The sequence below is a fragment of the Paenibacillus athensensis genome, from assembly GCF_004514475.2.
Taxonomy (GTDB): domain Bacteria; phylum Bacillota; class Bacilli; order Paenibacillales; family NBRC-103111; genus Paenibacillus_AL; species Paenibacillus_AL athensensis.
This window is the reverse complement of record NZ_MYFO02000012.1, coordinates 1-24,858: the sequence shown is the minus strand read 5'-3', so window position 1 is coordinate 24,858 and position 24,858 is coordinate 1. Positions and strand designations below refer to the sequence as shown.

General features: G+C 53.3%; 20 protein-coding genes and 1 riboswitch. Of the genes, 3 read left to right on the top strand and 17 right to left on the bottom strand.

The genetic code is table 11. The features are described 5' to 3' along the window. Positions 1–66: 66 nt before the first annotated feature. Positions 67–196, bottom strand: a riboswitch (SAM riboswitch). Between the two features lie 163 nt (positions 197–359). Continuing rightward, complete coding sequence (locus B5M42_RS19270) at positions 360–2,576, bottom strand: IPT/TIG domain-containing protein (RefSeq protein ID WP_209280707.1); 2,217 nt, start codon at positions 2,574–2,576, stop codon at positions 360–362. 648 nt (positions 2,577–3,224) lie between these two features. On the opposite strand from B5M42_RS19270, the gene corA reads away from it, so the two are divergent. Next, a complete protein-coding gene (gene corA / locus B5M42_RS19265) occupies positions 3,225–4,160 on the top strand; it encodes a magnesium/cobalt transporter CorA (protein ID WP_134752705.1) in 936 nt (311 codons plus the stop codon). A 35-nt stretch (positions 4,161–4,195) separates the two neighbouring features. On the opposite strand, the gene B5M42_RS19260 is transcribed toward corA, so the two are convergent. After that, positions 4,196–5,203, bottom strand: coding sequence for an HRDC domain-containing protein (locus tag B5M42_RS19260; RefSeq protein ID WP_167689886.1), 1,008 nt, complete (start codon positions 5,201–5,203; stop codon positions 4,196–4,198). A gap of 199 nt (positions 5,204–5,402) precedes the next feature. Here B5M42_RS19260 and B5M42_RS19255 point away from each other — a divergent pair, with 199 nt between their 5' ends. Both B5M42_RS19255 and B5M42_RS19250 read left to right on the top strand, forming a co-directional pair. Continuing rightward, positions 5,403–5,696: a DUF3055 domain-containing protein gene (locus B5M42_RS19255; protein WP_134752701.1), complete on the top strand. Its 294-nt coding sequence runs from the start codon at positions 5,403–5,405 to the stop codon at positions 5,694–5,696. A 62-nt stretch (positions 5,697–5,758) separates the two neighbouring features. Beyond that, on the top strand, positions 5,759–6,064 hold the full coding sequence (locus B5M42_RS19250; protein WP_209280706.1) for a hypothetical protein: 306 nt from the start codon (positions 5,759–5,761) through the stop codon (positions 6,062–6,064). A gap of 65 nt (positions 6,065–6,129) precedes the next feature. Here the strand turns inward: B5M42_RS19250 and B5M42_RS25385 are convergent, their stop codons facing one another. The 15 genes from B5M42_RS25385 to B5M42_RS19175 all read right to left on the bottom strand — a co-directional run. After that, positions 6,130–9,843, bottom strand: coding sequence for a prenyltransferase/squalene oxidase repeat-containing protein (locus B5M42_RS25385; RefSeq protein WP_268999288.1), 3,714 nt, complete (start codon positions 9,841–9,843; stop codon positions 6,130–6,132). Positions 9,844–10,291: 448 nt separating this feature from the next. Continuing rightward, positions 10,292–11,140, bottom strand: coding sequence for a 5'-3' exonuclease (locus B5M42_RS19240; RefSeq protein WP_134757024.1), 849 nt, complete (start codon positions 11,138–11,140; stop codon positions 10,292–10,294). 140 nt (positions 11,141–11,280) lie between these two features. After that, entirely contained in the window at positions 11,281–11,823 is a 543-nt protein-coding gene (gene ssuE, locus B5M42_RS19235; RefSeq protein WP_134757018.1) for an NADPH-dependent FMN reductase, read from the bottom strand. Positions 11,824–11,987: 164 nt separating this feature from the next. Further along, on the bottom strand, positions 11,988–14,153 hold the full coding sequence (locus B5M42_RS19230) for a phospholipid carrier-dependent glycosyltransferase (RefSeq protein ID WP_134757016.1): 2,166 nt from the start codon (positions 14,151–14,153) through the stop codon (positions 11,988–11,990). A gap of 124 nt (positions 14,154–14,277) precedes the next feature. Further along, positions 14,278–14,505, bottom strand: coding sequence for a DUF7667 family protein (locus B5M42_RS19225; protein ID WP_134757014.1), 228 nt, complete (start codon positions 14,503–14,505; stop codon positions 14,278–14,280). 91 nt (positions 14,506–14,596) lie between these two features. After that, on the bottom strand, positions 14,597–15,775 hold the full coding sequence (locus tag B5M42_RS19220) for a DNA sulfur modification protein DndB (protein ID WP_134757013.1): 1,179 nt from the start codon (positions 15,773–15,775) through the stop codon (positions 14,597–14,599). Continuing rightward, entirely contained in the window at positions 15,775–16,911 is a 1,137-nt protein-coding gene (locus B5M42_RS19215; RefSeq protein ID WP_134757011.1) for a DNA sulfur modification protein DndB, read from the bottom strand. The genes B5M42_RS19220 and B5M42_RS19215 overlap by 1 nt, the downstream gene beginning before the upstream one ends. 114 nt (positions 16,912–17,025) lie before the next feature. Beyond that, entirely contained in the window at positions 17,026–18,201 is a 1,176-nt protein-coding gene (locus B5M42_RS19210; protein WP_134757009.1) for an aminotransferase class I/II-fold pyridoxal phosphate-dependent enzyme, read from the bottom strand. Then, positions 18,198–18,566, bottom strand: coding sequence for an arsenate reductase family protein (locus tag B5M42_RS19205; protein ID WP_134757007.1), 369 nt, complete (start codon positions 18,564–18,566; stop codon positions 18,198–18,200). The genes B5M42_RS19210 and B5M42_RS19205 overlap by 4 nt, the downstream gene beginning before the upstream one ends. Positions 18,567–18,752: 186 nt before the next feature. Next, on the bottom strand, positions 18,753–19,277 hold the full coding sequence (locus B5M42_RS19200; protein ID WP_134757005.1) for a phage tail protein: 525 nt from the start codon (positions 19,275–19,277) through the stop codon (positions 18,753–18,755). An 18-nt stretch (positions 19,278–19,295) separates the two neighbouring features. Then, a complete protein-coding gene (locus tag B5M42_RS19195; RefSeq protein WP_134757003.1) occupies positions 19,296–19,796 on the bottom strand; it encodes a phage tail protein in 501 nt (166 codons plus the stop codon). Between the two features lie 16 nt (positions 19,797–19,812). Continuing rightward, positions 19,813–20,322 (bottom strand): phage tail protein, encoded by a 510-nt coding sequence (locus B5M42_RS19190; protein ID WP_134757001.1) that lies wholly within the window; start codon positions 20,320–20,322, stop codon positions 19,813–19,815. Between the two features lie 53 nt (positions 20,323–20,375). Beyond that, positions 20,376–20,672 carry a DUF6916 family protein gene (locus B5M42_RS19185; RefSeq protein ID WP_134756999.1) on the bottom strand — a complete coding sequence of 99 codons (297 nt, stop codon included), beginning with the start codon at positions 20,670–20,672 and terminating at the stop codon, positions 20,376–20,378. A 47-nt stretch (positions 20,673–20,719) separates the two neighbouring features. Beyond that, positions 20,720–21,184, bottom strand: coding sequence for a GNAT family N-acetyltransferase (locus tag B5M42_RS19180; protein ID WP_167690285.1), 465 nt, complete (start codon positions 21,182–21,184; stop codon positions 20,720–20,722). Positions 21,185–21,353: 169 nt separating this feature from the next. After that, a partial coding sequence (locus B5M42_RS19175; protein ID WP_230633022.1) for an S-layer homology domain-containing protein occupies positions 21,354–24,858 on the bottom strand: 3,505 nt, incomplete at its 5' end.

The following is a 24,858-nucleotide window of genomic DNA, read 5'->3' as shown; positions in this document are numbered from 1 at the left end:
TTCGCAAAATAAAAAATGACCCTCTCGGTCGAGAAAGGCCATCTGAAAAATCACGTTCAATGTCCTCTCTCATCTCCCAGAACCGCGCCGAACGCGCAGATCCGCAAGAATTAGCACCGTGCATTCCTTTGTGTCCAAAGGTTTGTCGGTTGCCGGGTATCATCGGGCTAGTCCCTCCACCTACTCTTGATAAGAAAAGTCGATATGCTTTGTATACAATGATACAACAAAATAACATAATGTCAAGGAAAAAGCCGCTCCTCCCCAGGTAGCGGGCGTACCGCTTCCCGCGCTTGAAAAAAACGCTTTTCCGCAAGGTTGGCTTGCGAAAAAGCGTCGCAGATTTCATTTCATTTCGATTAGAACGTGAAGCTAGTCGTAGCTGTTTCCGGCTGCTGTACGCCGTTTTTCTGGTACGTAAACGAGTAGTTGACGACATTGCCTGTCGACAGACCGGAAATGGTCGTCGTGTAAACGCCGCTGCCGGAAGTCATCAGCACGTTTTGCTGCGCGCCGCCGTACAGAGCAGTCGATTTGTAGTGAATGATCGGGCTGGTTACGCCCGTGCCAGGCGTAAATTTGACCGTTGCCGTGTTGCCGGATTTCGTAATCGTGACGGTGTAGTCGCCGGATACGGTCGAAGTCGTCACTGTGAACGTTTTGGCTGCGCTGGTGCCTGCGGAAGTCGTTACCGTTACGTTAACGCTGCCTGCGGACAGGCTGCTTGGAACAGTTACAGTAATCGAGCTGGCCGACCAGGAGCTGACAGCTGCTGTTGTCGTGCCGAACTTCACGCTGGAGCTGCCTTGGGAAGACCCGAAGTTCGAGCCGCTGATTGTTACGCTTGTGCCAACCGCACCCGAAGTCGGGCTCAGCGAGCTGACGCTTGGCGCAGTCGAGCCGGAACCGCCACCGCCAAACGTGTAGTTCGTAAACGCCGTGTCAGGTTGCTGGATACCGTTTTTCTGATACGTGAACGAGTATTTAACGATGTTGCCTGCGGACAGGCCGGAAATGGTCGTCGTGTAAGCGCCGCTGCTTGACGTCATTGTCACGTTTTGCTGCGCGCCACCGTACAAGGACGTCGATTGATAATGGATGATCGGGTTGCCTACGCCGCTGCCAGGCGTAAATTTAATGGTCAGCGAGTTGCCGGATTCCGTCGTCGTTACTGTGTAGTCGCCGCCCACAGGTGTTGGCGTAGGAGTAGGCGTCGGTGTTGCAGTCGATGTCGGTGTCGGTGTTGGCGTTGCTGTCGATGTAGGCGTTGGCGTCGGTGTTGCTGTAGCCGTCGGCGTTGGCGTCGACGTACCGTTCAGGTAGGTGCCGGTGAACGGATTGTAACGGGCGATGGCGATGATCAGCCAGCCTGTGCTGGAGATACAGTTTTCTTGCGCCATTTTCCAATAGTTGTTGTTCGAGCCTTGCAGCGAGTATGGCAAGCCGCCAAGCAAGGTGCCGCTAGTGCCTTGTTTTTTGATCATTTCGTCGATAATCGTGTCCGCTTTCGCCGTGTTGCCGTTCATATAATGAGCGACCGACATAAAGGCGGAGCCTTCGAACCAAATGTCTGCGCACAGGTTGCCATTCGGCGCGCCAGTTTGCGTGAACGCCGCGGCGCAGTCCGACTGCCAATCGAAATCGTATGCGGAGATCGTTGTGCCGTTATAAGGAAGCGTTTGCGCATATTTCGGGCTGCTTGGCGATGTACCGTTGCCGTTGGAATTGTCGACATAGCTCAGGGAAGCCGCGTAGTTGCGCGTGCCGGACAGACCCAGTGCCAGAACGCCCCAAGGGTTAACGTCCATCGGTACGAACGGATCAATCGTATTGGTGTTGTTTTTCCAGCCGCCGTTCCAGCGTTTCAGCGTGTCATTCCACACCACGTTATCAAGGAAGCTTTTTGCGCTGTTTGCCGCATTGTTGTAAGTTGTTGTACGGTCGGAGAATTTGCCGGCATAGTATTTCAAAATGTTGTAAACGTCTTCATTATGCTCAGTGGAGCTCCAAACTTCCGGTGTCCAAGCACCGTTGGCATCCCAAGTCGTCATACCGCCGGAAATGGCGCCGTTCGATTTTTGGAAAGTAACGATCCAATCAAGCGCTTTTTTGGCCGAAGCCTGATATTTCGTGCTGCCGTACATTTTTTCATAATCCATGTAAGCCATAACAACCCATGCTACCGGACCGACGTGCTTGCGGATTTCTTCGCCGTAGCCGTTCCACCAGTAGGAGTTGATCCAGGAGCCGTCCGGGTCCTGAATAGCGACCATCTTGTCCAGCACTTTTTCAGCGCGCGTGCGGTCGTTTTTCAACATGAAAGCGATTGCAGCAACAGCCTGATCATATGTGTATACGATTTGTCTGCGATCCGTTGCATTCCACCAGTCATCAAAGCTATCTACAAGACCTTCCAAAGCAAAGCCAGTTGTCAGATCCTGCTGGGCTTTCAGCCAGGTATAGGCTCTGTCCGAAGCGAGAGTCTTGTCCGCCGCTCCTGCAGTCGCATAAGGTACAAGCAGCGCCAGCAGCATCAGGCTGATCAACGCGAGTTTTGCGGAAATCCATTTTTTCATACACTTGCCTCCATTAAATTAGTTTTGGTTTGTGATTGGCTTGCCGTCGGTTGCCCGACTTCCTTCCCCCTTATGTAGAGAGTTTGGCTGAAATCCATTTCCGAAAACTTAACTAAAATATTTTCGTGAATTTCGAACCTTGTAACTATATCATATTCGCTTTTTAAAGCGTTTTCAAGGGGTTTTGAATATTTTTTTTGGCGTATTCAACCATTTATTTTGTCGAATTAAGCAATTTCACGAAAAAATCACTAAAATATTTAGTTTCGTCTTTATTTTCTTGCGAAAAATGACCGAAAATTTTTGTTTTTTATTTGTTTTCACCCCTCTCTTCGCCCAAACGCAAGCACCGGACGCGCCCCGGCTCCATACTCTAAAGTAACGCCTCCAAACGGCGTTGTTGTGCCAATCTTTTCAGCTTGAAACGTGGAAAATGAAGGTATATACTAGACAAGTATTATGCGATATGTACGGGTAAAGGGGGGCACAACGTATGGACGGAGACCCGAGGAGTTGCAACGGCATGAACGGACTACAATTTCATAGGCATGGACGCAGCCGGCGCCTCCTTCCTACGCAGCTTCTTCTTACTGTGTAATTGTTATGTTGCGCTGTTCGCTCGCTTCCGTGCTCCAGGAGGAGACTCGGATGAAGACACGATGGGTACAAAACGGCGTATTTACGCTTCTGGAAGACGCTACGGCAGCGCTCACGCCTCCTTCCAACGGATTTTATTGGATTGACGCTGGCGTCGAAGATCTGGAGCTGCTCCAGCCTTTATTTCACCTTCACGATCTGGCGGTTGAGGACTGCCTGAGCGACGAAGAACAGCGCCCCAAGATTGAAATTTACGATTCGCACTATTTTATTGTGATAAATAGCATTCGTTTTGACGATGAGGAAATTTTCCTGCGCGGACTGAATATTTTTCTCGGCAAATATTTCATCATTACGGTGACCAAGCAGAAGATCAATGAAATTCGCGCGTTGAAGCCGTTTCTTTGGGAAGAAGAGGTCAACAGCGCCGATCGCTTCATGTACCATTTGGTCGATCTTGTCGTCGATAACTACGTGGCGGTCGGCGACCGTATCGAAGCCAAGATCGAAAAGCTGGAAGAAGATATTCTGATGCATACGAAGAAAACGCATTTGAACGAAATTATCGGGCTGCGTTCCGAGGTGCTTTGGCTGAAAAAGGTGCTGGTTCCCCAGCGCGACGTGATCGGCATGCTGAACAAAAAGGACCTGCGCCTGATCGATCATCAGCTGCAAAAATATTTCGGCGACATTTACGAGAACGCCGTCAAAATTGTCGATACGTTCGATACGCTGCGCGATCTGATGGGCAACTTACGAGAAGCTTATCAATCCAGCGTCGCCAACCGGGCGAACGAAATCATGCGCGTCTTCACCGCCTTGACGACGATCTTCATGCCCTTGACCTTCATCACCGGCGTATTCGGAATGAACTTTGACAATATTCTCGGCCTGCACGTTGCGCACGGCGATGAATATGTGATGGCGTTCATGGCATTGCTCGGCTTTTGCATGTACGTCCTGTTCAGAAAAAAAGAGTGGCTGTAAGCAAGCAGCCGCTCTTTTTTTTCGTTTCCGGCCCTCTACCCGGCCCGAGCCGGCAGCTGCTTGTCGCGGCGGAAGCGAAGGCGCAGCAAACGCAGCCATTCATAAATGCGGTCCGCATCTTTGTCATTGGGCGCCTCCTCGCCGTACAAGCGCTGCAGCACAGGTTTCAGATAACGGTCGCCTTCCGATTCGAATGCCTGCAACGCCCTTGCCTGCTCCTCGGCCGGCACGGCTTTCAGCTCCGTGTCGAGCAGCGGCTCCAGATCACTGCCTTCTCGCCCAAGCTCCTCCACCCACTGCAGCACCTCGCGTCTGGTAACAGCCAAGCTCGCTTGCAGCGCTGTAAGATTCCCGCCGGCCGCCACAAGCTCCAACAGCCTCCGCTTGCCCGCTTCCTTGTCGAGCTCCAGCCGCGCCCGCTGCTCCTTCTGCTCCAGCAGCCAAGCTTCAAAGCGTTCGTTATCCGTTTCCTGCGCCACCCAATCCAGCGGAAATGCGCCGGGTTGCGGCTTGCCTGCGGTCAGCTTGAGCACATCGGCGCCATACATGCCGCTTTTTTGTTCGCCAAAGCCGGGAATTTGCAGCAATTCCTCCTGCGTCTGGGGCGCAAAACCGGCAATCAGACGGAGCACGCGATTCGTCGCCAGCATATAGGGTGCCTTGCCTTCGCGCGCCGCCTGCTGCCTGCGCCAGCGGCGAAGCTGCTCGTAGAGCTCCTCGTCCGCATTCAGTTCGCTGAAATAGATCAGCTGCTGATTCCAGCGCGCTCGACCGCTTAGCGCCTGAACAGGATAGCTGTCACCGTTGACCAACGGCTTGAAGCCGGAACGAAATTTATCCTGCAAGCCGACGCGAAACGCAGCGAGCAGCTCCTCCCAGCTAACGCCCTCATACCACAGCTCCTGATGCGCGCGTCCTTGCGGATCGCTGCCGTTCCACAGCACACGCCATACCCCTTGCGTTTCGCCAATGGTGACTTGCCCTGTCCGGACGTTGCCTTCTCCGGCGATCTGCTCCAGCGTGTTCAAAAACACAATATTCATCTTTACACCCCTACCTCCCTTGAGAAATGGCAAGCAGTTCGGAAAACAAAAAACACCTCTCCCGCTTATCGCAAGAAAGGTGCTTCCTTCTTCTGAATATACATATAATACCATAAATGGATGAATGGTTCAACATCGTTTTGTATCGGCGTTTTTTTCAGGTATAATCGTGAAGAAACTAGGATAACGGAGGAACGCGATGTCTGACTTTGACTTTTTATACGACCATACCGAAGAAACAACTACCCGCTTCGTCTGTTTTGTGGGGGAAGCGCTGCGACGCTTCGATCTGGCCGTGATGACAACTACACGCTATTATGGAAAAAAATTAGTCATCGACCTGCAAACCGGCCGCAGCGCCGTCATCGGTCCCGACGATTTGGCCGAAGAAGGCTATCTGGAATACGCCTTTAAAATCAATGAAGAAGAAGCCGCCGAGCTGGTCTCTTTCCTCGGTCAAATCGTCGGCACGATCAACTTCACGGATATTTAAGCGCAGCTTGGGAAAACTGGAAGCAAACGCCGGAACCTTCCGGCCTGCCAACAGGAGGAACCATGAGCCGAGAAAAAGAGGATGCACAGACAAACGCCCCTGTCCAAGCGGGCTTTATTCGCGAAAACCGCGACGAAGCGACCGATTTGGCTACAGTGGAATCACAGCGCAACGATCTGGTAGCCGAGGAATTTCCCGACGGCCCCTACGGGACGCCGCTGCCTGTGGAATCGCTGGGCAAAAGCACCCCTTGGCGCGAGGACCAACGTCCGCCAAATCGGTTTTCCTACGAAAACCGCGAGCTGCATGAGGGATTGCAGCGCAACTTCCCAGGCGATCACGAGACGCATGACGAAAGCGCAGATTAATTGACAAAGCAAAGAGGAGCCCTTGCGGGACTCCTCTGTTTGTTGTATTCAGAGCGGTGAAGCCTTTACTGGAACGGAACCGTGAACTTGGAAACCTGAGCCGCGTTGGACGGCGCATTAACCAGAACGGTCGTGCTGGAGTTGCCGATGGCGTTCCAGACTTTAACGGTAATTTTGCCGTTCACCATGTTGGTGAATGAACCGGACGAGAAGCTTGGCGAAATGTTTCTCGTTTGGTTGTACAGCTCCCAGCCGGTGACCGGGTCGGTTGCAAAATAGTTATACGTTTCCGTTTTGACCAGCGTACCGTCACCGTGGAAATCGTACACAATTTGCACTTGCACCCCGTTGCCTACGCCTGTTCCCGCGTCCACATACAGGTTGAAGTTCGTTGTGCCTCCCGATTGATAGGTGCCGTTCAGTCCGGTGATGGTGTACACCTGAGCGTTGGTCGGCGAGCCGTCGCGGTTGGCGCCGCCTGCGCTTTGAACCGTATCGCTCGCTGCGCTGCTGCCGGCTGTACCGCTCAGCACACCGCCGCTTTTCACATACAACACCCCAGGCATGCTGCTTGGCGTCGGTGTCGGCGTTGGTGTTGCCGTCGGCGTTGGCGTTGGCGTTGGCGTAGGCGTCGGCGTCGGCGTTGGTGTTGCCGTCGGCGTTGGCGTTGGTGTTGGCGTCGGTGTTGGCGTCGGCGTCGGCGTCGGCGTTGGCGTCGGCGTTGGCGTCGGTGTCGGCGTTGGCGTCGGCGTTGGCGTTGGCGAAGAGCCATACGTTATTGGCGCCGTGAATGCTGCATCTGTAGGGCCGGGATAGAACTTCTGGCCGCTTGCTTGATTGAACGTATAGAAGCGCGCTTCAATGGTATTACCTGCAGCATAGGTGCCTGCCGGGCGCGTACTCGAATACGTGTACGTTCCGTTACCGTTGTTTACTTCGCTGGTCACTGCATTCGTATCGGCATAATCCTGCGCGCCGTTTTTCTTGGCGAATACATACACGTATGTTTTGGCCTCAGTTAATGTAATCGAGAATTTCACCGAGCCGTTGCCCAGATCCGTAATCACCACTACGCCGGTCACTGGCGTCGGTGTCGGAGTCGGCGTTGCGGTTGGCGTAGGCGTCGGCGTTGGTGTCGCTGTTGGCGTTGCCGTTGGTGTTGGTGTCGGTGTTGCGGTTGGCGTTGCTGTCGGCGAACCTGTAGGCGTCGCTGTTGGCGTCGCGGTCGGCGAACCCGTTGGCGTTGCTGTCGGTGTCGGCGTTGGCGTCGACGTATCGAGCAGCGTTGTGCCGGTAAACGGATTGTAGCGGGCGTTGGCGATAATCAGCCAGCCTGTGCTGGAAATACAGTTGTCTTGAGCCATTTTCCAGTAGTTATTGTTCGTCCCCATCATCGAGTAAGGAATGCCGCCGTTCGCAGCTTGAGCTTTGATGATTTCATTCAAAATCGCATCGGCTTTGTATGTGTTGCCTTTCATGAAATAAGCGACCGACATGAACGCGGAGCCTTCGAACCATACGTCGGCGCACATGTTGCCATTAGGCGCGCCCGTTTGCGTGTATCCGGTGGCGCAGTCGGCTTTCCAATCAAAGTCGTACAGCGAAATCGACGTATCTTTGTAAGGCAGCGTTTGCGCATAACGCGGACTGCTTGGCGATGTGCCGTCACCGCTGGCATTATTGACATAATCGATCGTGGCCTGATAATTGCGGGTGCCGGAAAGTCCAAGCGCGAGCACGCCCCAAGGGTTAATGTCCATCGGCACGAATGGATCGATCAGGTTGGTGTCATTTTTCCAGCCGCCATACCAACGGTTGTTGGCCGAATCCCAGACGACATTGTCGAGGAAGCTTTTTACGCCGTCAGCTGCATTGTTGTAAGCGGTTGCGCGATCAGGGAATTTGGCAGCATAATATTTCAAAATGTTGTAAGTGTCTTCGTTTTGCTCGGTCGAGCTCCACACTTCGTTCGTCGGCGCGTTCGGGTTGCCCGTATCCCAGGACGTTTTGCCGCCCGAGATGCCGCCGTTCGCTTTTTGGAACGAAATGATCCAGTCCAGCGCTTTTTTCGCAGAGGCTTGATACTTCGTGCTGCCATAGGTTTTCTCGTAGTCCATGTAAGCCATAACCATCCAGGCTACCGGACCTACGTGCCAGCGAATTTCTTCACCATAGCCGGTCCACCAGTAGGAGTTGATCCAGGAGCCGTCGGCACCTTGAATTGAAACCATTTTATCCAGCACCTTCTCGGCGCGGGTCCGGTCGTTTTTCAACATGAAAGCGATTGCAGCAACAGCCTGATCATAGGTGTACACGATTTGCTTAGGCTTCGCCGGCAGCGTGTTGTCCCACACGTCTTCAAAGCTGTCTACCAGACCGTCAAGCGCAAAGCCGGCTGTAGCGTCTTGCTGCGACTTCAACCAAGCATACGCTTTGTCCGATGCTACAGCGCGATCCGCGGCTGTACCCGGGTTAACGGCCGGCATCGGCGGTGGCGTGGTGCCCGCAGGCGTCGTATCGGTCAAGACATTGCCTGTAAACGGATTGTAGCGGGCGACGGCGATGATCAGCCAGCCTGTGCTGGAGATACAGTTGTCTTGCGCCATTTTCCAGTAGTTGTTGTTAGTGCCCATGATCGAGTACGGCAAGCCGCCGTTCGCGCTTTGGCCTTTGATCATCTCGTCGATAATCGCGTCGGCTTTCGGCGTGTTGCCCTTCATGAAGTAAGCGAGCGACATGAAGGCCGAGCCTTCAAACCAGATGTCGGCGCACATATTGCCGTTTGGTACGCCGGTTTGCGTATAACTCAGCTCGCAATCGGATTTCCAGTCAAAATCGTACAGGGAGATTTGCGAGTTTTTGTAAGGGAGCGTATGCGCATAACGCGGGCTGCTTGGCGATGTGCCGGCGCCGCTGGCGTTATTGACATAATCAACCGAGGCTTGATAGTTGCGTGTGCCGGAAAGTCCGAGCGCGAGCATGCCCCAAGGGTTAATGTCCATCGGTACGAACGAGTCGAGCGTATTGGTGTTATTTTTCCAGCCGCCGTACCATCTTTGATTGGTGCTGTCCCACACGACATTGTCGAGGAAGCTTTTGACGTTGTCGGCTGCGGTGTTATACGTCGTTGTGCGGTCAGGGAATTTGGCCGCGTAGTATTTCAGAATATTGTACGTATCTTCGTTCTGCTCGGTCGAGCTCCATACTTCAGGCGTCCACGCGCCGTTGGCATCCCAAGTCGTCATACCGCCGGAAATGCCGCCGTTCGACTTCTGGAACGAGATGATCCAGTCGAGCGCACGCTTGGCAGAGGCTTGGTACTTCGTGCTGCCGTACATTTTTTCATAATCCATGTAAGCCATCACAATCCACGCTACCGGGCCAACATGCTTGCGCAGCTCTTCGCCGCTGCCGTTATCCCAATAGTAGGAGTTGTACCAGGAGCCGTCACCCTGCTGGATTGCGACCAGCTTGTCGAGCACCTTTTCGGCACGCGTGCGGTCGTTTTTCAACATGAAAGCGATTGCAGCAACAGCCTGATCATAGCTGTATACGATTTTTTTCAGCTGTGTGCTGCTGGTTTTGTCTTCAAAGCTGTCTACCAGTCCGTCGAGCGCCGATCCGGTCGTCAAATCCTGCTGTGCTTTCAGCCATGCATACGCATTATCCGAAGCCGCTGCTTTATCCGCAGCCGATGCCGTCGTCGATGCGGCCGGAGCCAACATCATGAACAGCACTAGCGCGATCAGCGCCAGCTTTACGGGAACCCATTTTTTCATATTCGTCCCTCCATTTGGTCAGTCATCCACTTGCCTTCGATTGTGAAGCTTCCTTGCAAAACAGCCTCCTAACACCCATTTTCTGCCGTGCCTGACGCTTGTCCCCTCTTCGTCTTGCCCTCCTTAGTCCTTTGAGCAAAAGCTCCGCACACTCACGAAAATATTTCGTGAATTTAGACATGAAATTTCGCTCTTGCTTTCATCTTATTCCCTTTGTTTGCTGATTACAAGTAGGTAAAACAAATATTTTGTAAGATTTTATTCATATTTATTTATATAAATGGATATAAAAGGATATTATTTGCACAAATGCACGAAACACTTTTCATTAATGAATGGTTTCATTTTCGAAAATTCACGAATATTTACGATTTTTTGCATGATTTCTCGGGGCAAAAAATAAAAAAGCCTCCTTTTATGAAAGGAGACTTTCCTTGTTGACCTGCTGTCAGTCAAGCAGCTTCATCAGACCTTTAAATTCCAGTTCTTCGAATTTGCTGGCGACCTTGTCCCGCTCCAGCGTCCACACGCATTCTTCTAATGCGCAAGCAACCGGCGCGTCCAAGCGAATCGTCGCCAAATCGCGCGACAGGTGCAGCATGTCCAGCTCGGCTTCGATTTTGGCCCGCACGCCCTTGGGCAGCAACGTGATATTGTCCAATATGCCCTCAATGGTTTCGTATTCCAGCAGCAGCTTGACGGCTGTTTTCTCGCCGATGCCGCGCACGCCTGGGTAATTGTCGGCGGTATCGCCGGTGAGTCCCTTGAGATCGATAATTTGCCGCGGAGTCAGGCTTTTCTCCAGCATCAACGAATCCAGCGTATACACCATGTAGTTGGACTGGCCTTTTTTCATAATGATCACTTCCGTATTCGCATCCACCAGCTGCAGCATATCGTGGTCGCCCGTCAACACCTGGACCTTCATATGCGGGCTGTACGCGCGCGCCAGCGTACCGATGCAGTCGTCTGCTTCATATCCCGGCACGCCCACGTTCGGAATGTTAAAGCTGGCGGTAACGTCTTTGACCAGCGAAAATTGCGGAATCAGCTCTTCGGGCGCTTCGCTCCGGTTCGCTTTGTAGGCGTCGAATTTCTCCGTACGGAACGTTTTGCTGCCCATGTCCCAGCAGCAGACGACGTGCGTCGGCCGAAAGGTCTGGATGGCGTCAAGCAAGTATTTGATAAAGCCAAATACGGCATTGGTTGGCGTGCCGGAGCTGGTGCGCATAATGTATCCGCTGTATGAAGTGGCGTAAAAGCCGCGAAACAGCAAGGCCATGCCGTCTACCAGCATGACGGAGCCGGCGGGGTTCGTTTCGATCACATGAATCGCTCCTGTCGAATGGATAATGGACTTGTTTACAATCCGTATGAGCTATTATAGCACGTTGCCGACAGAACCGCCCATGAAAAATAACCCCGTCCAGCGCCGATCTACCGGCTTGTATGCCAGCCGATTTCGCGTATAAACGCCGCCGTCGCTTCCTCCAAGCGTACCGCTACCTCTTCGTCCAAGGCCGCTTGGCCCTCGGCGATCCACGTCACCTGCTTATCCAGCACATACACGCCCTGTAAAATGTTTTGCGCACCCAGCGCCGACAATACCGGCTTCAAGGCGTAATCAATCGCCAGCAAATGCGAAATCGTCCCGCCTACGGCCAGCGGGAATACGATTTTGCCGTCGAGCCCTTTTTGCGGCAGCAGGTCAAGGAACGCTTTGAGCACGCCGGTGTAGGCCGCTTTATAGATCGGCGTAGCGACCAGCACGGCGTCGGCGCCGGCCACCAGCGCATTGGCGCTAACGATGGCTTCGCTGTCGAATTTGGCATAAAGCAAATCTTCGGCGGGAATGTCGCGTACCTTGATCCAATCCGTCTGAATGCCGGCTTGCTCCAGTTGGGCGCGGGCAATGTCAATAACCCCGTGAATGCGCGAGGTCGGGGTCGGGCTTCCTGAAAGGATGACAACTTTGGCCATATGAAACACTCTCCAATACGGATAAAATGGGATGAAAAAAGACTCCGTGCCCTGGCCGACGGCGTCATGGGCGTGCGGAGTCTCCTGCTGTAAGGTCGACTTTAATTCATAGTTTTTCGCTTGGAATTAGTCTATCACGCGGGTCTTGCCCCCGTCAACGGCTTTTAGAAAAAGCTCCACCCCGGCAGCCAGCGCAGCATCAGCGGATACGATTTCGGAATCACCATGCCCGACAGGATCGGGTAAAAGATCGCAAACAGCGCGACGACGCCGGCTAGGTAGACGTAAATCCAGCGGCGCTTGACGGTCTCGTTTTCGATGGCATGCTTTATGTAATAGGTCAGCAGCAGCACCATAAACGGCACCATTGCAAAGTAATGGTAAATGAAGGTCAGACGCGGTACGAGAATCCACGGCAAGTATTGCGAGCAATAAGCGATTAGCAAAAGACGCAGCCGTTTGTCTTTATTTTTGAACACGAGCACAAATGAAAAGACGACGGCGGCAAAGCCCGGCCACCAGACCAGCGGATTGCCGAACGCAACGATGCTTGACATGTAGCCGTCCGGCAGCAGCTTGCCCTGATAATACCAGATGGGCCGCAGCATCAGCGGCCACTCCCACCACGGCGACGAAAACGGATGCGTGGCGACGAGGTTTTTGTGATAGTCGTACATGTGCTTCTGGTAGGTGACGACGTCGATCAGACCGTGTCCCGGTCCGGGCACCAGCATGAACGGGATGTAGGACAACGTGTACACCGTCAGCGGCACGATGACAAAGGTGAGCACGCACCACAGCAGCGTTAACGCGGTGTAACGCGGAAACGCGCGCACGACCGCGGCCAGCCGCTCGCGGTCGGCTGGCGCCAGCGGCGCCCCCGCGGCGGCGCCGGGGAGCTCGGCCCGTACGTCGGCGACGGCGGGCCCGTCAGACGGCGGCGCTGCGGGAGCCGCCGCCGGGTCCAAGCCCGCGCGGTCGGCGGGCGCGGGCTCCGGCTCCGCCCGCGGCGGCGCGTGGCGGCGGGCGTTGTCCTCGCGCAGCGCAGCGCGCGCGAGCCGGTATTCGGCGCTGCGTTCCAGCAGCGTCAGCGCCAGCAGCAGCGCCAGCCCGGCGCCGCCGTAAATGACGATCCATTTCGACGCCGCTCCGATCCCGAAAAACAAGCCCGACAGCCCCAGCGGCACGAGCGTCTTCCACAAGCCGGCGCGATAAAAGCTTAACGTCGTATACCGATACATGTAATAAAACATTAACATGATAAAAAATACGCCGTACACATCAATCGTCGCAATCCGCGTCTGTGCGAAATGCATGAAATCAAACGTCAGCAAAAATGCTGCCACCAGTGCAAATTCCGGGCGTCCGAACATTCGCTTAGCGAACAGATACATCACCGGAATCATCGCAACGCCAAACAACGTGCCGACAATTCGCCAGCCAAACGGATTCAACCCGAACAGCCAAATCCCGAAGGCAATCAAGATTTTCCCAAGCGGCGGATGCGTGCTCTCGTAAGGCTCAATCCGGTGCAAATGCTCGTAGGCGGTGCGGGCATGATAAATCTCGTCAAAATAAGAGCCCTCCATGTACGTAGGCGCATACGGGACTACGTCAGGCTCGTCAAAAACCAACTTGGGCTCCCCCTGATCATCCGGGCGCGTCTCCAGCGCTTGAACCTGCGCAACCGGCAGCGGTCGGGTCACCTTCGTCCCGCCTTCGCCGAATATGCCGACTTCATGCAAGTAGAAGCCCGGCGTATCTGTCGAGATTTTCACATATCTGGCACTAACGTCAAGCTCAGCTGTATGCCATGTAAGGACCTGAGTATGATCGGACTTGACGATTGTTTGCTTGCCCCAGTCCTTTCCGTCCGCAGAAAACCAATAGGAATAAGCGCCTTCTCCTACGCCCGCAAAGCTGTTGATCCGCGTCACATGACGCTGCTCGCCCAAATCGGCGACCAATGCCTCCCCGGCTCTGGCCGGCTTCCAGAACGTCTCAGGGTCCTGATGTCCGCCCAGATGGTATAGAGCAAGCAGCGTATACACAAGCATAAGCGCTCCCAAATACCAAGCGTCCTTTTTCCCGAAAAAACGGCGCCCCGTCTCTTCGCCACCTGACTCTGACTCCGTCCCTGATTCCGGCTCCCAGATTCGCCGCCAGCGCTCGCTCGTGTCAGCTTCGTCTTGTCCGTCTTCGTTCGATCCGGGCAGATCAACCCGCTCCTCCGCAAGCTCATCACTCGTATGTCCATCGGCCGGCGCTGCCATATCCTGCTGCAGCTCCTCCCGCCGCTTCTCCTCGTATTCCACGCAATAAGCCCCCATCTCTTCTCCTGGCTACTCTCCTGCTAATCCCATTATACCGATCCCGATCTTCTGAGAAAAGCAAAAACCTCCATCCTTGCCGCTCTATTCGAGCGGCGCCGATCGAGGCTTCCTGAGTTTGTTGTCATTGGCGGGCTTCCAGCTTTTCCAACTGGGCGCAAATATCGTGGAGCCAATCATAATCCTGCGTCATGGAGGCGCATAGGGACAGGTTCTCCAGCTTGGCCTTCTTCCACAAATGATTCGCGTTCGCTTCCAAACATAAAAACAGCTCCGACTGCTCGGCTTCGGTCAGCTTGCGGCTCTTGCGCAGCGTCCACAGCTCGGCCATTCGTTGATGTACGATCAGCATGCTCCTCCAAGCCTCCTGTCGAGTTCACCTCTTGATGCAAATTGCGTCGAACGAACGCGCCGCAACGGATGCTTCTGACGTCCGGCTGAGATTAAGCGGGTGAAGCGACCTCATCGCTCTGTCCGGCGTCATCCGTCCCCTCCAGGAACAACTGCACCAGCTTCACATGCTTTTTCAGCGATTTTTCGTGAATCAAATTGATCTTGCCGTTATCCAGCTTGCCGAACACATAGATCAGCTCTTCGTTGTCATGCGACCAATCGAAGCCGTCTAACAGATCGAGGCAGCTCGTCCACCCCTCGTTATAAGCTCCATTTTGAAACAGGAAGCGGTTGGCATACAGCGCAACGCTTTCCTGAATTACCCGGTTGGCCGACGTATATTGCGCGAGGCCTGGCTGTTCCGGCATCAGTGGCAGCAGCGTATTGAAAAACTGGTGCAAAATCTCCACATACGTGGACGGCTCCTGACGAATCTTGCGCTGCAGCTCGTAGGAAGGCTGCATCCGACCGGAAAACAGCATCGTCGCCAGCGTATACAGCCAGCTGAAGCAGGTGAAATTGCGGTTGAACGAGGTCAGGTTGCTGCGCCGCTCCACACCGGCCGCTTTCAGGTAGACATTGTGGTCGACCACCTGCTGGATCACCAGGTTCAGCGGATCGATTGAATCAAACGAATGCCCGAGCTCCTTGCTCACCAACTGCACCTTGGAATTGATGTCGCCGAACAGCTGCTGCTCCTCTTCCTCGGACAGTCCGATATAAATTTGAACCGCCAGCTGCGTATCGAGCAAATCCAGACGACGGCGTTCCAGTTGGCCGACCAAGCCTTCCAGCTCGTCGACCTCTTGCGCGATGTCGGCATCATGCGGCATTTTACGCAACTTGAGCTTGAGCGTGGCCAGCTTTTTTTCGTGACGACGCACTTCCTTTTGCAGCTGATCGTTGACAAAGCCGAGCGCGACAATACGATGCTGTCCGTCCAGCACGCTCAGCTTGGAGCCATGTCGCAGCACCAGTCCCTGCTCCAGCTTGGTCAGCTGATTGACCTCGCGCAAGCTCAGCGTCACCGGACCGAAAAACACGTGATCCAGCTCGCGTTCCTGCAAGTAATTGGAGATTTTGCGGCGCTGCATCAAGCTGAGCTTGCGCTGCACCATCGGGTCGATCATCGTGTAGTTCAGCAATTCCTGAACGCGCAACGCCACCGTCGCCAGTCCGAATTTTTCGCAAAACGGGTAGATTTTCATGTGTAGACATAATCCATCCATTACACGGCATCCTCCTTATCGCTGATGAGAAACGGGTTATGCTCCTCATAGAAGCTTTTCAGATACTGGCAGGCCTTCATAATCCGCGTTCTTCTCGGTAAGCGGTCCTTTTCATCTCCGGCATAAATGCCGGCCCAATCGACGTGCGGCAAAATTTTCAGCGTATGGTCCAGCGCATAGCGGTTGAATTTGCCGGTTTTCGTCGCCTGCTCGTGGCAAAATAGCGCCAACGCGATCTGGATATTTTCCGACCAGGCCAAATCACCCTTCGACGGCGGAGGCAGATGATCCAATAGCGCCTGAAAATAAGCGCTTGCTTGCGCCACATGCTCCTGCAGCTCACGCTCTTCAAACTCGTAGCCGTTATTGCGCGCGCCCGATTTGAGCCGCCCTTCGAACAAGGCGACCAAAATTTCAATCAGCAGGTGATACGAGAACAAAAATTCCGGCGATTTGCCCCGCTCGGAGAACGTGTCCACCGTCAATGTTTGCATCACCGTGGACTTCTCGGCCAGCTCAGTCGCCATCACATGGTAAAAACGGCGCTGATCGCGCAGCACGGCCAGATTGCCGCCAATTTTTCGCGGCAGCTTATTGATATCGGAGAACAACTGACGTTCCTGACGGGCGTTAATATCAAGGTAAATCATAATGGAGATCGGAAAATTGTACAGCCTGCGCAGCTTTTCCATGATCGTTTCCATTTTATCGTATTCACGGCGGTCCTTCGCTCGGGCCATTTGGCTTTGCAGGTTTTCCATGATCCGTTGAAAAGCGGCGAGCCGATGCTGCCCGTCGACCACGTACAGCTTTTCGACCGGCTGCAGGCGTAGCGACTGCTGCTCCTCATCGTAAGCTCCCGCGCCTCTGGCCGAGAAAATAATGCCGGGAAAATAAATCGGCTGTTTGTTTTCCAGATACAAATGAATGTAATCAATCAGCTTGGACAGATTGCGCGGAATGATCGCACGTTGAACCTCCAGATCTACCTCATAGATGGAAAAAAGCTTGTTCATAGACAATGTCGTCGCCAATGTCCTGTGACCGAACGTTTGTCCCAGCATACCGGGAATTTCCACAAACGAAGACGATTTGTGTTCAGCCAGCAGCTCGGATAAAGATGAAATAGCGTCCATTGTACGTTCCCCTTTCTCAGTGCGGGAGCGCGTCACCGGCTTTTGGCGGCGCATCACCCGTTACAGCTTATCCATAGTCTCTCATCCTCCTATTTTTACCAAGTGTAGACCGTTTCATTCCCTGCTGCCCAGCCAAAGGCCAATTCTTTTCGCAGCTTCAAGCAACCTCGCTTCATTTTGCACCAACGCAATCCGCACATAACCTTCGCCTTCCTCGCCAAAAGCATCCCCAGGAGTAACGACAACACCCGCGCGAAACAACATTTCCCGGGAAATTTGTCGAGAGGTCCAGCCTTGGGGAATCCGCGCCCAAATAAACATCGTTGCCTTAGGCGGCTGAACGCTCCATCCCGCTTCGCCAAGCGCAGCCAGGAACAGGTCTCTTCTTCGCTCATAAACGGCAGCAACCGTGTGCTCATTTTCCATATCTTCTTCCAATGCAGCAATGCCTGCAGCCTGTACGGCTTCAAATACGCCATAATCGATGTTCGACTTCAGCGTTTTGAGCGCTGACACAGCTCCCGCGTGACCGGCCAAAAAGGCGATGCGGCAACCGGCCATATTAAAGCTTTTGGACAGCGAATGAAATTCGACGGCAACCTCATTGGCACCGGCTATTTCCAAAATACTTATCGGCTTATAGCCGTCAAACGCCATTTCCGAATACGCCAGATCATGAACAACAAGCAGTTCGTTCTGCTTGGCAAACGCGACCAGCTCTTCGAAGAATGAACGGTCAGCCACAGCCGAAAGCGGATTGCTCGGATAATTCAGCAGCATAAATTTGGCCCGCTTCAACACCTCGACAGGAATATCGTGAAGCTTGGGCAAATAGCCGTTTTCCTCGCGCAGCGGAACCTTGTACGCCTCGACACCGGCCAGCACCAGACTTGCCGCATAAATCGGATATCCCGGGTCGGGAACAATTGCGACATCGCCCGGATCGCAAAGCGACATCGCCAAATGAGCCAATCCGTCCTGCGAGCCCATCAACGTGACAATTTCACTGCCAGGCTCCAGCTCCACGCCAAACCGATGCTGATACCACCGCGCTACGGCCTGCCGAAAAGCAAAACTGCCCTCCGACGTCGGATACCCATATAAACGCGGATTGCTCACCGCTTCGCGCATCGCTGCCATCACGCGCGCCGATGGGGGCAGGTCTGGGCTGCCGATGCCCAGATCTATAACATCAACGCCTGTCTGCGCCACCTCACGCTTCCACTCCGCCATCTCGGCAAAAATCGCCGAACCGAGCTGCGTCAGTCGCTTTGAGCCCGTTACCTTCATTCCTGTTTCCCCCATACAGCTGTATACTGCTCCTCTTTAAAACCGACCGTTACCTGCTTGCCGTCGGTCACAATCGGTCTTTTGATTAAACGGCCGTTGCCCGCCAGCAGCTCCAATTGCTCCTGCCGGCTCATCGACGCCAGCTTGTCCTTCAGGCCCAGCTCCTTATAGACTTCGCCAGACGTATTAAAAAATTTTTTCAGCTCCAGCCCGCTGTCGGCCACCAGCTTCTCCAGCTCATCCGCCGCAGGCGGCGTTTCAAATAACGGGATGCTCGCTTCAATCTCGATCTCGTGCGCCTTTAACCACTTGGTTGCGTTGCGGCATGTCCCGCATTTGTCATATCCGTATACTTTAACTCCCATTGCCGTCGTCCTCTCCTTACGTTGACCGTTACAGCCTTTTCCTTATCCTTGTTCTTGACCGCAGCAGTCCGCTGCCTCCCTGCACCTTCATCGTGCGCTTCGCTTCACATTGTGGTCCATCCCCGGCGCAAAGTCAATACAAAAACACCCCATCTCACCAAAGTGAAATGGGGTGCGTCTTCTCGCCTAGTTATTCGGCTTCGGCGGATAGTTGCCTTCCAGCGATATAATAAAGTTCATCGCCACATATGGCTGCATGTTATTGTGAGCTTGGCTGTTGCCCGTAACGCCGAGAGCGAGCGGGCTCATTGGGGTATCGAGAAGATTGGAGTAGATCGAAGGTCCGAAGGATGCCTTCGAGCTTGCCCAAACTGCTTGCGTTGGCTCAATCTGCGTGGGGGCTAACTGCGCATTGATCGAATGCGTGTGATTCGGTATTTGAGTTTCAAGCAGCATCACTGAAGACTCTCCACCGGATTCCCCCACGGTACGCGGCGTCAACCCAGGCCCTGTCCCTTGATGGATTGGAGCTGCTCCCTGAAAGTTGGGAAGAGCAAACGTTGTCGTACCGTTTCCGCCATAAAGTCCCCCGACAAGTGAAAAGAGCGCTGAGTTTTGCGAAACCGGCATAATTGTACCGTCACAAAAAGCCCAACCGCTCGGGGCATAGTTTCCTGCAAAAATCCGAATTTCTCCGAGATAAGGGTCCATTTTCTTCGCTCCTCCTTATTAGCTTCTTGGCGGGAAAATCCCTGTTAGTGCGATACAGTAGTTAACAGTTGTATACGGTTGCATGTTGTTGTGAGATTGGCTTGCTCCGCTAAGTCCAATTGAATCAGAGCTCATAACCGTGTTTGCTGTAGTTTGAAAAATCGAGTTATTAGTGGTGTTGGTCCCCCAAGTAAATCCGGTAGGCTTGTAGGCTGTAGCAGTCGATCCTCCGGTTACCTGATGCGTATGCATCGGCATTTCATTGATTGTCAGCGTATGTGCAGCTTCACCAGCCGATGTTCCGTAAGCAATCGAACTGCTGCGATGAATGGGCACTTTTCCTTGCAGGTTCGGAAGCGCGAAAGTGGTTCGGCCATCTCCCCCATACGTGGTGCCAATCAGAGAAAACAACGCGGTATTTTGTTGAATCGGCAGCAATTGTCCATTGCATTGTGCCCAGCCGCGCGGTGCGAAATTAAACGAAAAAGCCCGAACTTCAGCCAAAAACGGTTCCATGATTGTTCCTCCTCATCCCTTAGTACTGGCTTGGAAATACGCCTTCAGTGGCAATAATAAACGATACGGTCAAAAAAGGCATCATATTATCATGTGGCTGGTTACCACCTATCGAGCTGATCGCTGCCGGATTCATCGTCGTATTAGGAGCGGTTGTCGAATATGGCTGCACAGCAGCATTACTATTGGTAGCCCAAAAGGCATTCGCCGGACTTGCACTTGCACCTCCAACGTTCGAAGCGTTCGGAATATGCGTATGCGCAGGCATTTCCGTGGAGACCAGTGTTACCTTCTCGGTACCCGCCATTTGACCAAGCACGTAGCCAGCGCCCATATGTATAGGTAACCGGCCCCGCAAATCCGGCAAAGCAAACGTCGTACGACCATCCCCGCCGTAAGTTGTACCAATTAATGTATAAAGCACTTCATATTGACTGATGCTCAGCAGCTGTCCGTTGCATAGCAACCAGCCGATCGGCGCGAAGGTCCCGCTGAACATCCGAATTTCACCTACATATTGATCGCTCATAAAGCATCTCCTTTCAATATCGTCTACATAAGCGAAGCTCTGCGTTCTTAGAGCTACTCCTGATTTTTCAGCAAATTGAACACAGCTTCGTATAAATTGCCTTGCATATCCCGGCCAACTGGAACAAGCATCCAATCGACTGCCCCCAAAGTTTCATGTTGAAGTTGGTAAAGCCCTTGTTGAAGCGGAGCATCCAAAGCACCCTTAAATACAATCGAGAACTGCTCTACAGCATCATTGCTGCCTCTGTCCTTAACCTGAGTCACTTCCAAAGTCAAGGAATCCCCTTGCGGAACAACGACTTGAAAGTTACTGCCTTGCAATGCTTCTGCATCAGAAAAAGTTTTCATTCGACTTTTCACCTTCCTCAATGTTAGTGTCTGGAAAATCCTCTATTTTAAGATTCATTCCATTCCATGGAAACGTACGGAAACTGCCCGCCCGTAATTCGAAACCCCATCCTGGCGTAAAGCCGTTGGGCCGGATTGTTATGCAGCACGTGAAGTCGTACTGGTTTGCTTTGCTGTCTCGCCGTTTCCTGGACCTCAGCCAGCAGGCTGGTACCATGACCCTGATTGCGATATTCCGGGAGAAACACAAGGTCGACCACTAGCAACGCTTGCTCCGTAACAGCCGTTGAAATCTGACCGATGCGCTGATCGTCCTGATAGATGATCCGCTGCTCCAGACCGGCATATTGCGTCCGGTAAGACCGCTGCTGGGCATGAAACTGCATACGCAAAAATGCGTCCTGCTGGGCGTTATCCCAGCCCAACACGCTCAGCTCTTCCTTTCTCGTGTCAGCATACAGCTCGTACAGGAAAAGCTCATCATCAGAAGCCGCCGGTACAAATCGAAGCATGAAATCCCTCTTTTGTTTAAAATTCTGCAACGACATTGGGCACCATTTAATTCCAAAGTCCTAATTTCTATATTGCGGGATGAAGCGAATATTGTCAATTGCTGTATGAAAATAATGAGCATAGAAAAACCGGGAAGTTCCTTGAACTTTCCCGGTTTTTGCTTGATTTTTAAATTAAATTCGCTGCTTCCAGCATTCTCTTGATCATAGCTGCGGTTTCCGCACGCGTAATGTTGCTGGCCGGACGGGCCAAGCCGTCGCTGCCCTCGACAATGTGCAGGTCCATACACAGCGCAGCCGCACTGGCCGCCCAATTGCCAAACTCACCTTTGTCTGCAAACGCGCCGAGCTGAGCGGCAATCTGTTCATTCGACAATACGTTGTCATGACCTGCCAGCTTCAATGCCCGCTGGATAATGACCATTGCTTCCTGACGACTGATCAGCTTGCCCGGACCGAATTCCGATTCGCTGTAGCCCTGAATCAATCCATACTCCTGAGCAATCGCTATTGCCGTGTAATACCAGTCACCTTCGGATACATCGCTGTACGAAAGCGTTTTGTGGGCCTCGCGCAAGCCCAAAGCGCGTACCATAACCGCTGTGAACTCTGCGCGCGTAATGGCTTGATCCGGAGCAAAATGCTCGTCGTCAACACCGTTAATCACCATGCGCGCACCCATTTCGTCAACAACATCTCTGGACCAATGATGCTCTACGTCGGCAAATGTTTTTTCGTTATACACGACAGAGTAAATACTGTTGGTCAAGCTGTTGATGACTGCATAGTATTTGCCGTCTTTTTGAATGACCTTGGTTGGAACGTGGACAAACGTGCCGTCCGGCATCGCCACGACGCCCGTCGTAATTTTTTTCGGGTCAACCCCGTCCGGAATGGCGATTGTACGCTCTACATAAGCGTTAAATTGGCTAACCTCTACTTCTTTGCCACCGTAGCTGCCCGTCAGCTTGAATTCAAATGCTGGCGCAATAATGACGACATTGCCATTCTTTTGCTTCTGCGTCGTTACAGCCGGGCTATTTGGCGCCAGATTCGTAATTTCAACCTTGACCTGAATGTCCCTCAAAGCGATACTCTTGTCAAAAGCGGCGGACACCGCATCGATATTGATTTGCTGAGCAGGAATCGTATACGATGCATTGTTCGTTTGAACCTGAAGCACTGCTTCACGGTTCTCCATGTTTTTTACCATTTGACCGTTCAGCACGCCGAATACCTGGTCCGTATCCTTGGTGAACGGGATCGTCACAAGCGCTTTGTTGCCTTCTTTTTCAAGCTTGGCGTTCATCTTGTCTTCATCAATCATAATCATGCTGCTCTTGCGGCCGTCCGGCAAGTTCTCCGTTTTGGCCGTTGCCAGCTGCTCCTGCACAACTCCGTTAACGATAACTTGAACGGATTCCTGACCAGCGCCTGCAATCGGGCCCGTTGGAGCCGCGCTGGAGCTGGAGCGGGTAGCAAATGATACGGTAGCGTCGCTATCGGCATACAATTCGCCGTCATAGCCGTTCCACACCAGCTGCGCTGTACCAGACCAGCCCCGCTGCGGCGTGTAAACCAGCTTGTCGATATCCGCCAGATCGATTTCCTGACCGGCTGTGACCAAGACATTGTTGAATTTCAGCGAACCGTGAGCCGGCAACGCGATAATTTTAATTTTTTGCAGTACGCTGTCATCCTCATTGCTGTAACCGAAAAAGCCCGCGGAGAGCGTGATGACTTGCGTATCCTGCGCCGATTTCAAGTAATTGACGATTTGCGGCACTGATTTGTAATTGATCGTATCGGTTAAGCTTGTGCTGGTATTGCCCAAAGCATCCTTCAATTGCATGTAAACAGTTTTTGTCCCCTTACCGTTCGTCAGCGTCCACGATAAGGTAGACGGTATGTTCTCCCATGCCGTCCAATCCGTATTATCATTGGAGAACCGGGCTTGAATACCACCTACACCCGTACCGTCTGTTCCCGTGATGGTCAGATCGACATGCTTTTGCTTGGTCAACGCATCGCCATTGTTAATGGTAATGGTTCCGGTTGGGGCCGTTTTATCAAGCACAAATTGAATCGTTGTGCTGTTGCCTGCCGCATCAGTCACAATCAGCGTATGCGAGCCTTCCGCGCTGACTGTATTGCCGCTCGTAAACCCAGCGCCGTCCAATGTTGCCGTGCCTTCATTGAAGCTAACGGTCAGATCGCTGGTGTAGCTTCCATTGTTCATGACACCGGTAATGACCGGAGCGGTCTTATCGATCGAAAAATTCACTGTTGTCGCATTGCCTGCTGCATCGGTTACGATCAGCGTATACGCGCCATCGGCGCTTATCGTAGTGCCGCTGACAAAGGCCGAGCCGTTCAGCGTCGCTGTGCCTTCGTTAAACGTAACTGTTTTGTTGACGTTGTACAATCCGGCATTGCTTACTCCTGTGACGACCGGAGCTGTTTTGTCGACTGTAAACGTAATCGTCGTTGTGTTGCCGGCCGCATCTGTGGCGATCAGCGTATGCGAACCTTCCGCACTCACTGTGCTGCCGCTCGTAAAGGCCGAGCCGTCCAGCGTCGCCGTTCCGTCGCTCAAGGTGATGGTACGGTCGGTATTATAGCTGACCCCATCGGCTGCGCCCGTAATTGTCGGACCTGTTTTGTCAATCGTAAAGTTGACCGTCGTCGCGTTGCCCGCTGCATCGGTAACGATCAGCGTATGCGCACCCTCCGCGCTTACTGTGCTGCCGCTCGTAAACGCCAAACCGTCCAGCGTTGCTGTGCCTTCGTTAAACGTAATCGTTTTGTTCACATTGTATAAACTTCCGTCCGTCGCCCCGCTGACTACCGGAACCGTCTTATCAATGGTGAATGTAATCGTCGTGATGTTGCCTGCCGCATCCGTGGCGATCAGCGTATGCGAGCCTTCCGCACTTACCGTGCTTCCGCTCGTAAATGCCGCACCATCCAGCGTCGCTGTTCCGTCGCTCAAGGTGAGCGTGCGGTCCGTATTATAGCTGACCCCATCGGCTGCGCCCGTTACCGTCGGGCCCGTGGTATCCAGAGTAAACGTCACCGTTGTCGTATTGCCCGCTGCATCGGTCACGACCAGCGTATGCGGGCCGTCTGCGCTTACTGTGTCCCCGCTGCTGAAAGCCGAACCGTCCAACGTTGCCGTGCCTTCATTGAAAGTGATCGTTTTATCAACATTGTAAAACGATCCGTCTATTACGCCGCTTACGACCGGCGCGGTTTTATCAATCGTAAATGTAATCGTCGTCGTGTTGCCTGCTGCATCCGTGGCAATCAACGTATGCGAGCCTTCCGCACTCACGGTGCTGCCGCTCGTAAACGCTGAGCCGTCCAGCGTCGCTGTGCCGTCGCTGATTGTGAGGGTACGATTCGTGTTGTAGTTACCCAAGTCAGCTGCTCCCGTTACCGTCGGGCCGGTTTTGTCAATCGTGAAGTTGACCGTCGTCACATTGCCCGCTGCATCGGTCACGATCAGCGTATGCGCGCCCTCCGCGCTCACTGTGCTGCCGCTCGAGAAGGCCGAGCCGTCCAGTGTCGCTGTGCCTTCGTTGAACGTCGGCGTCTGGTTCGTATTGTACAAGCCGCTGTCCGTTACGCCGCTTACGACCGGCGCCGTTTTATCGATGGTGAACGTAATCGTC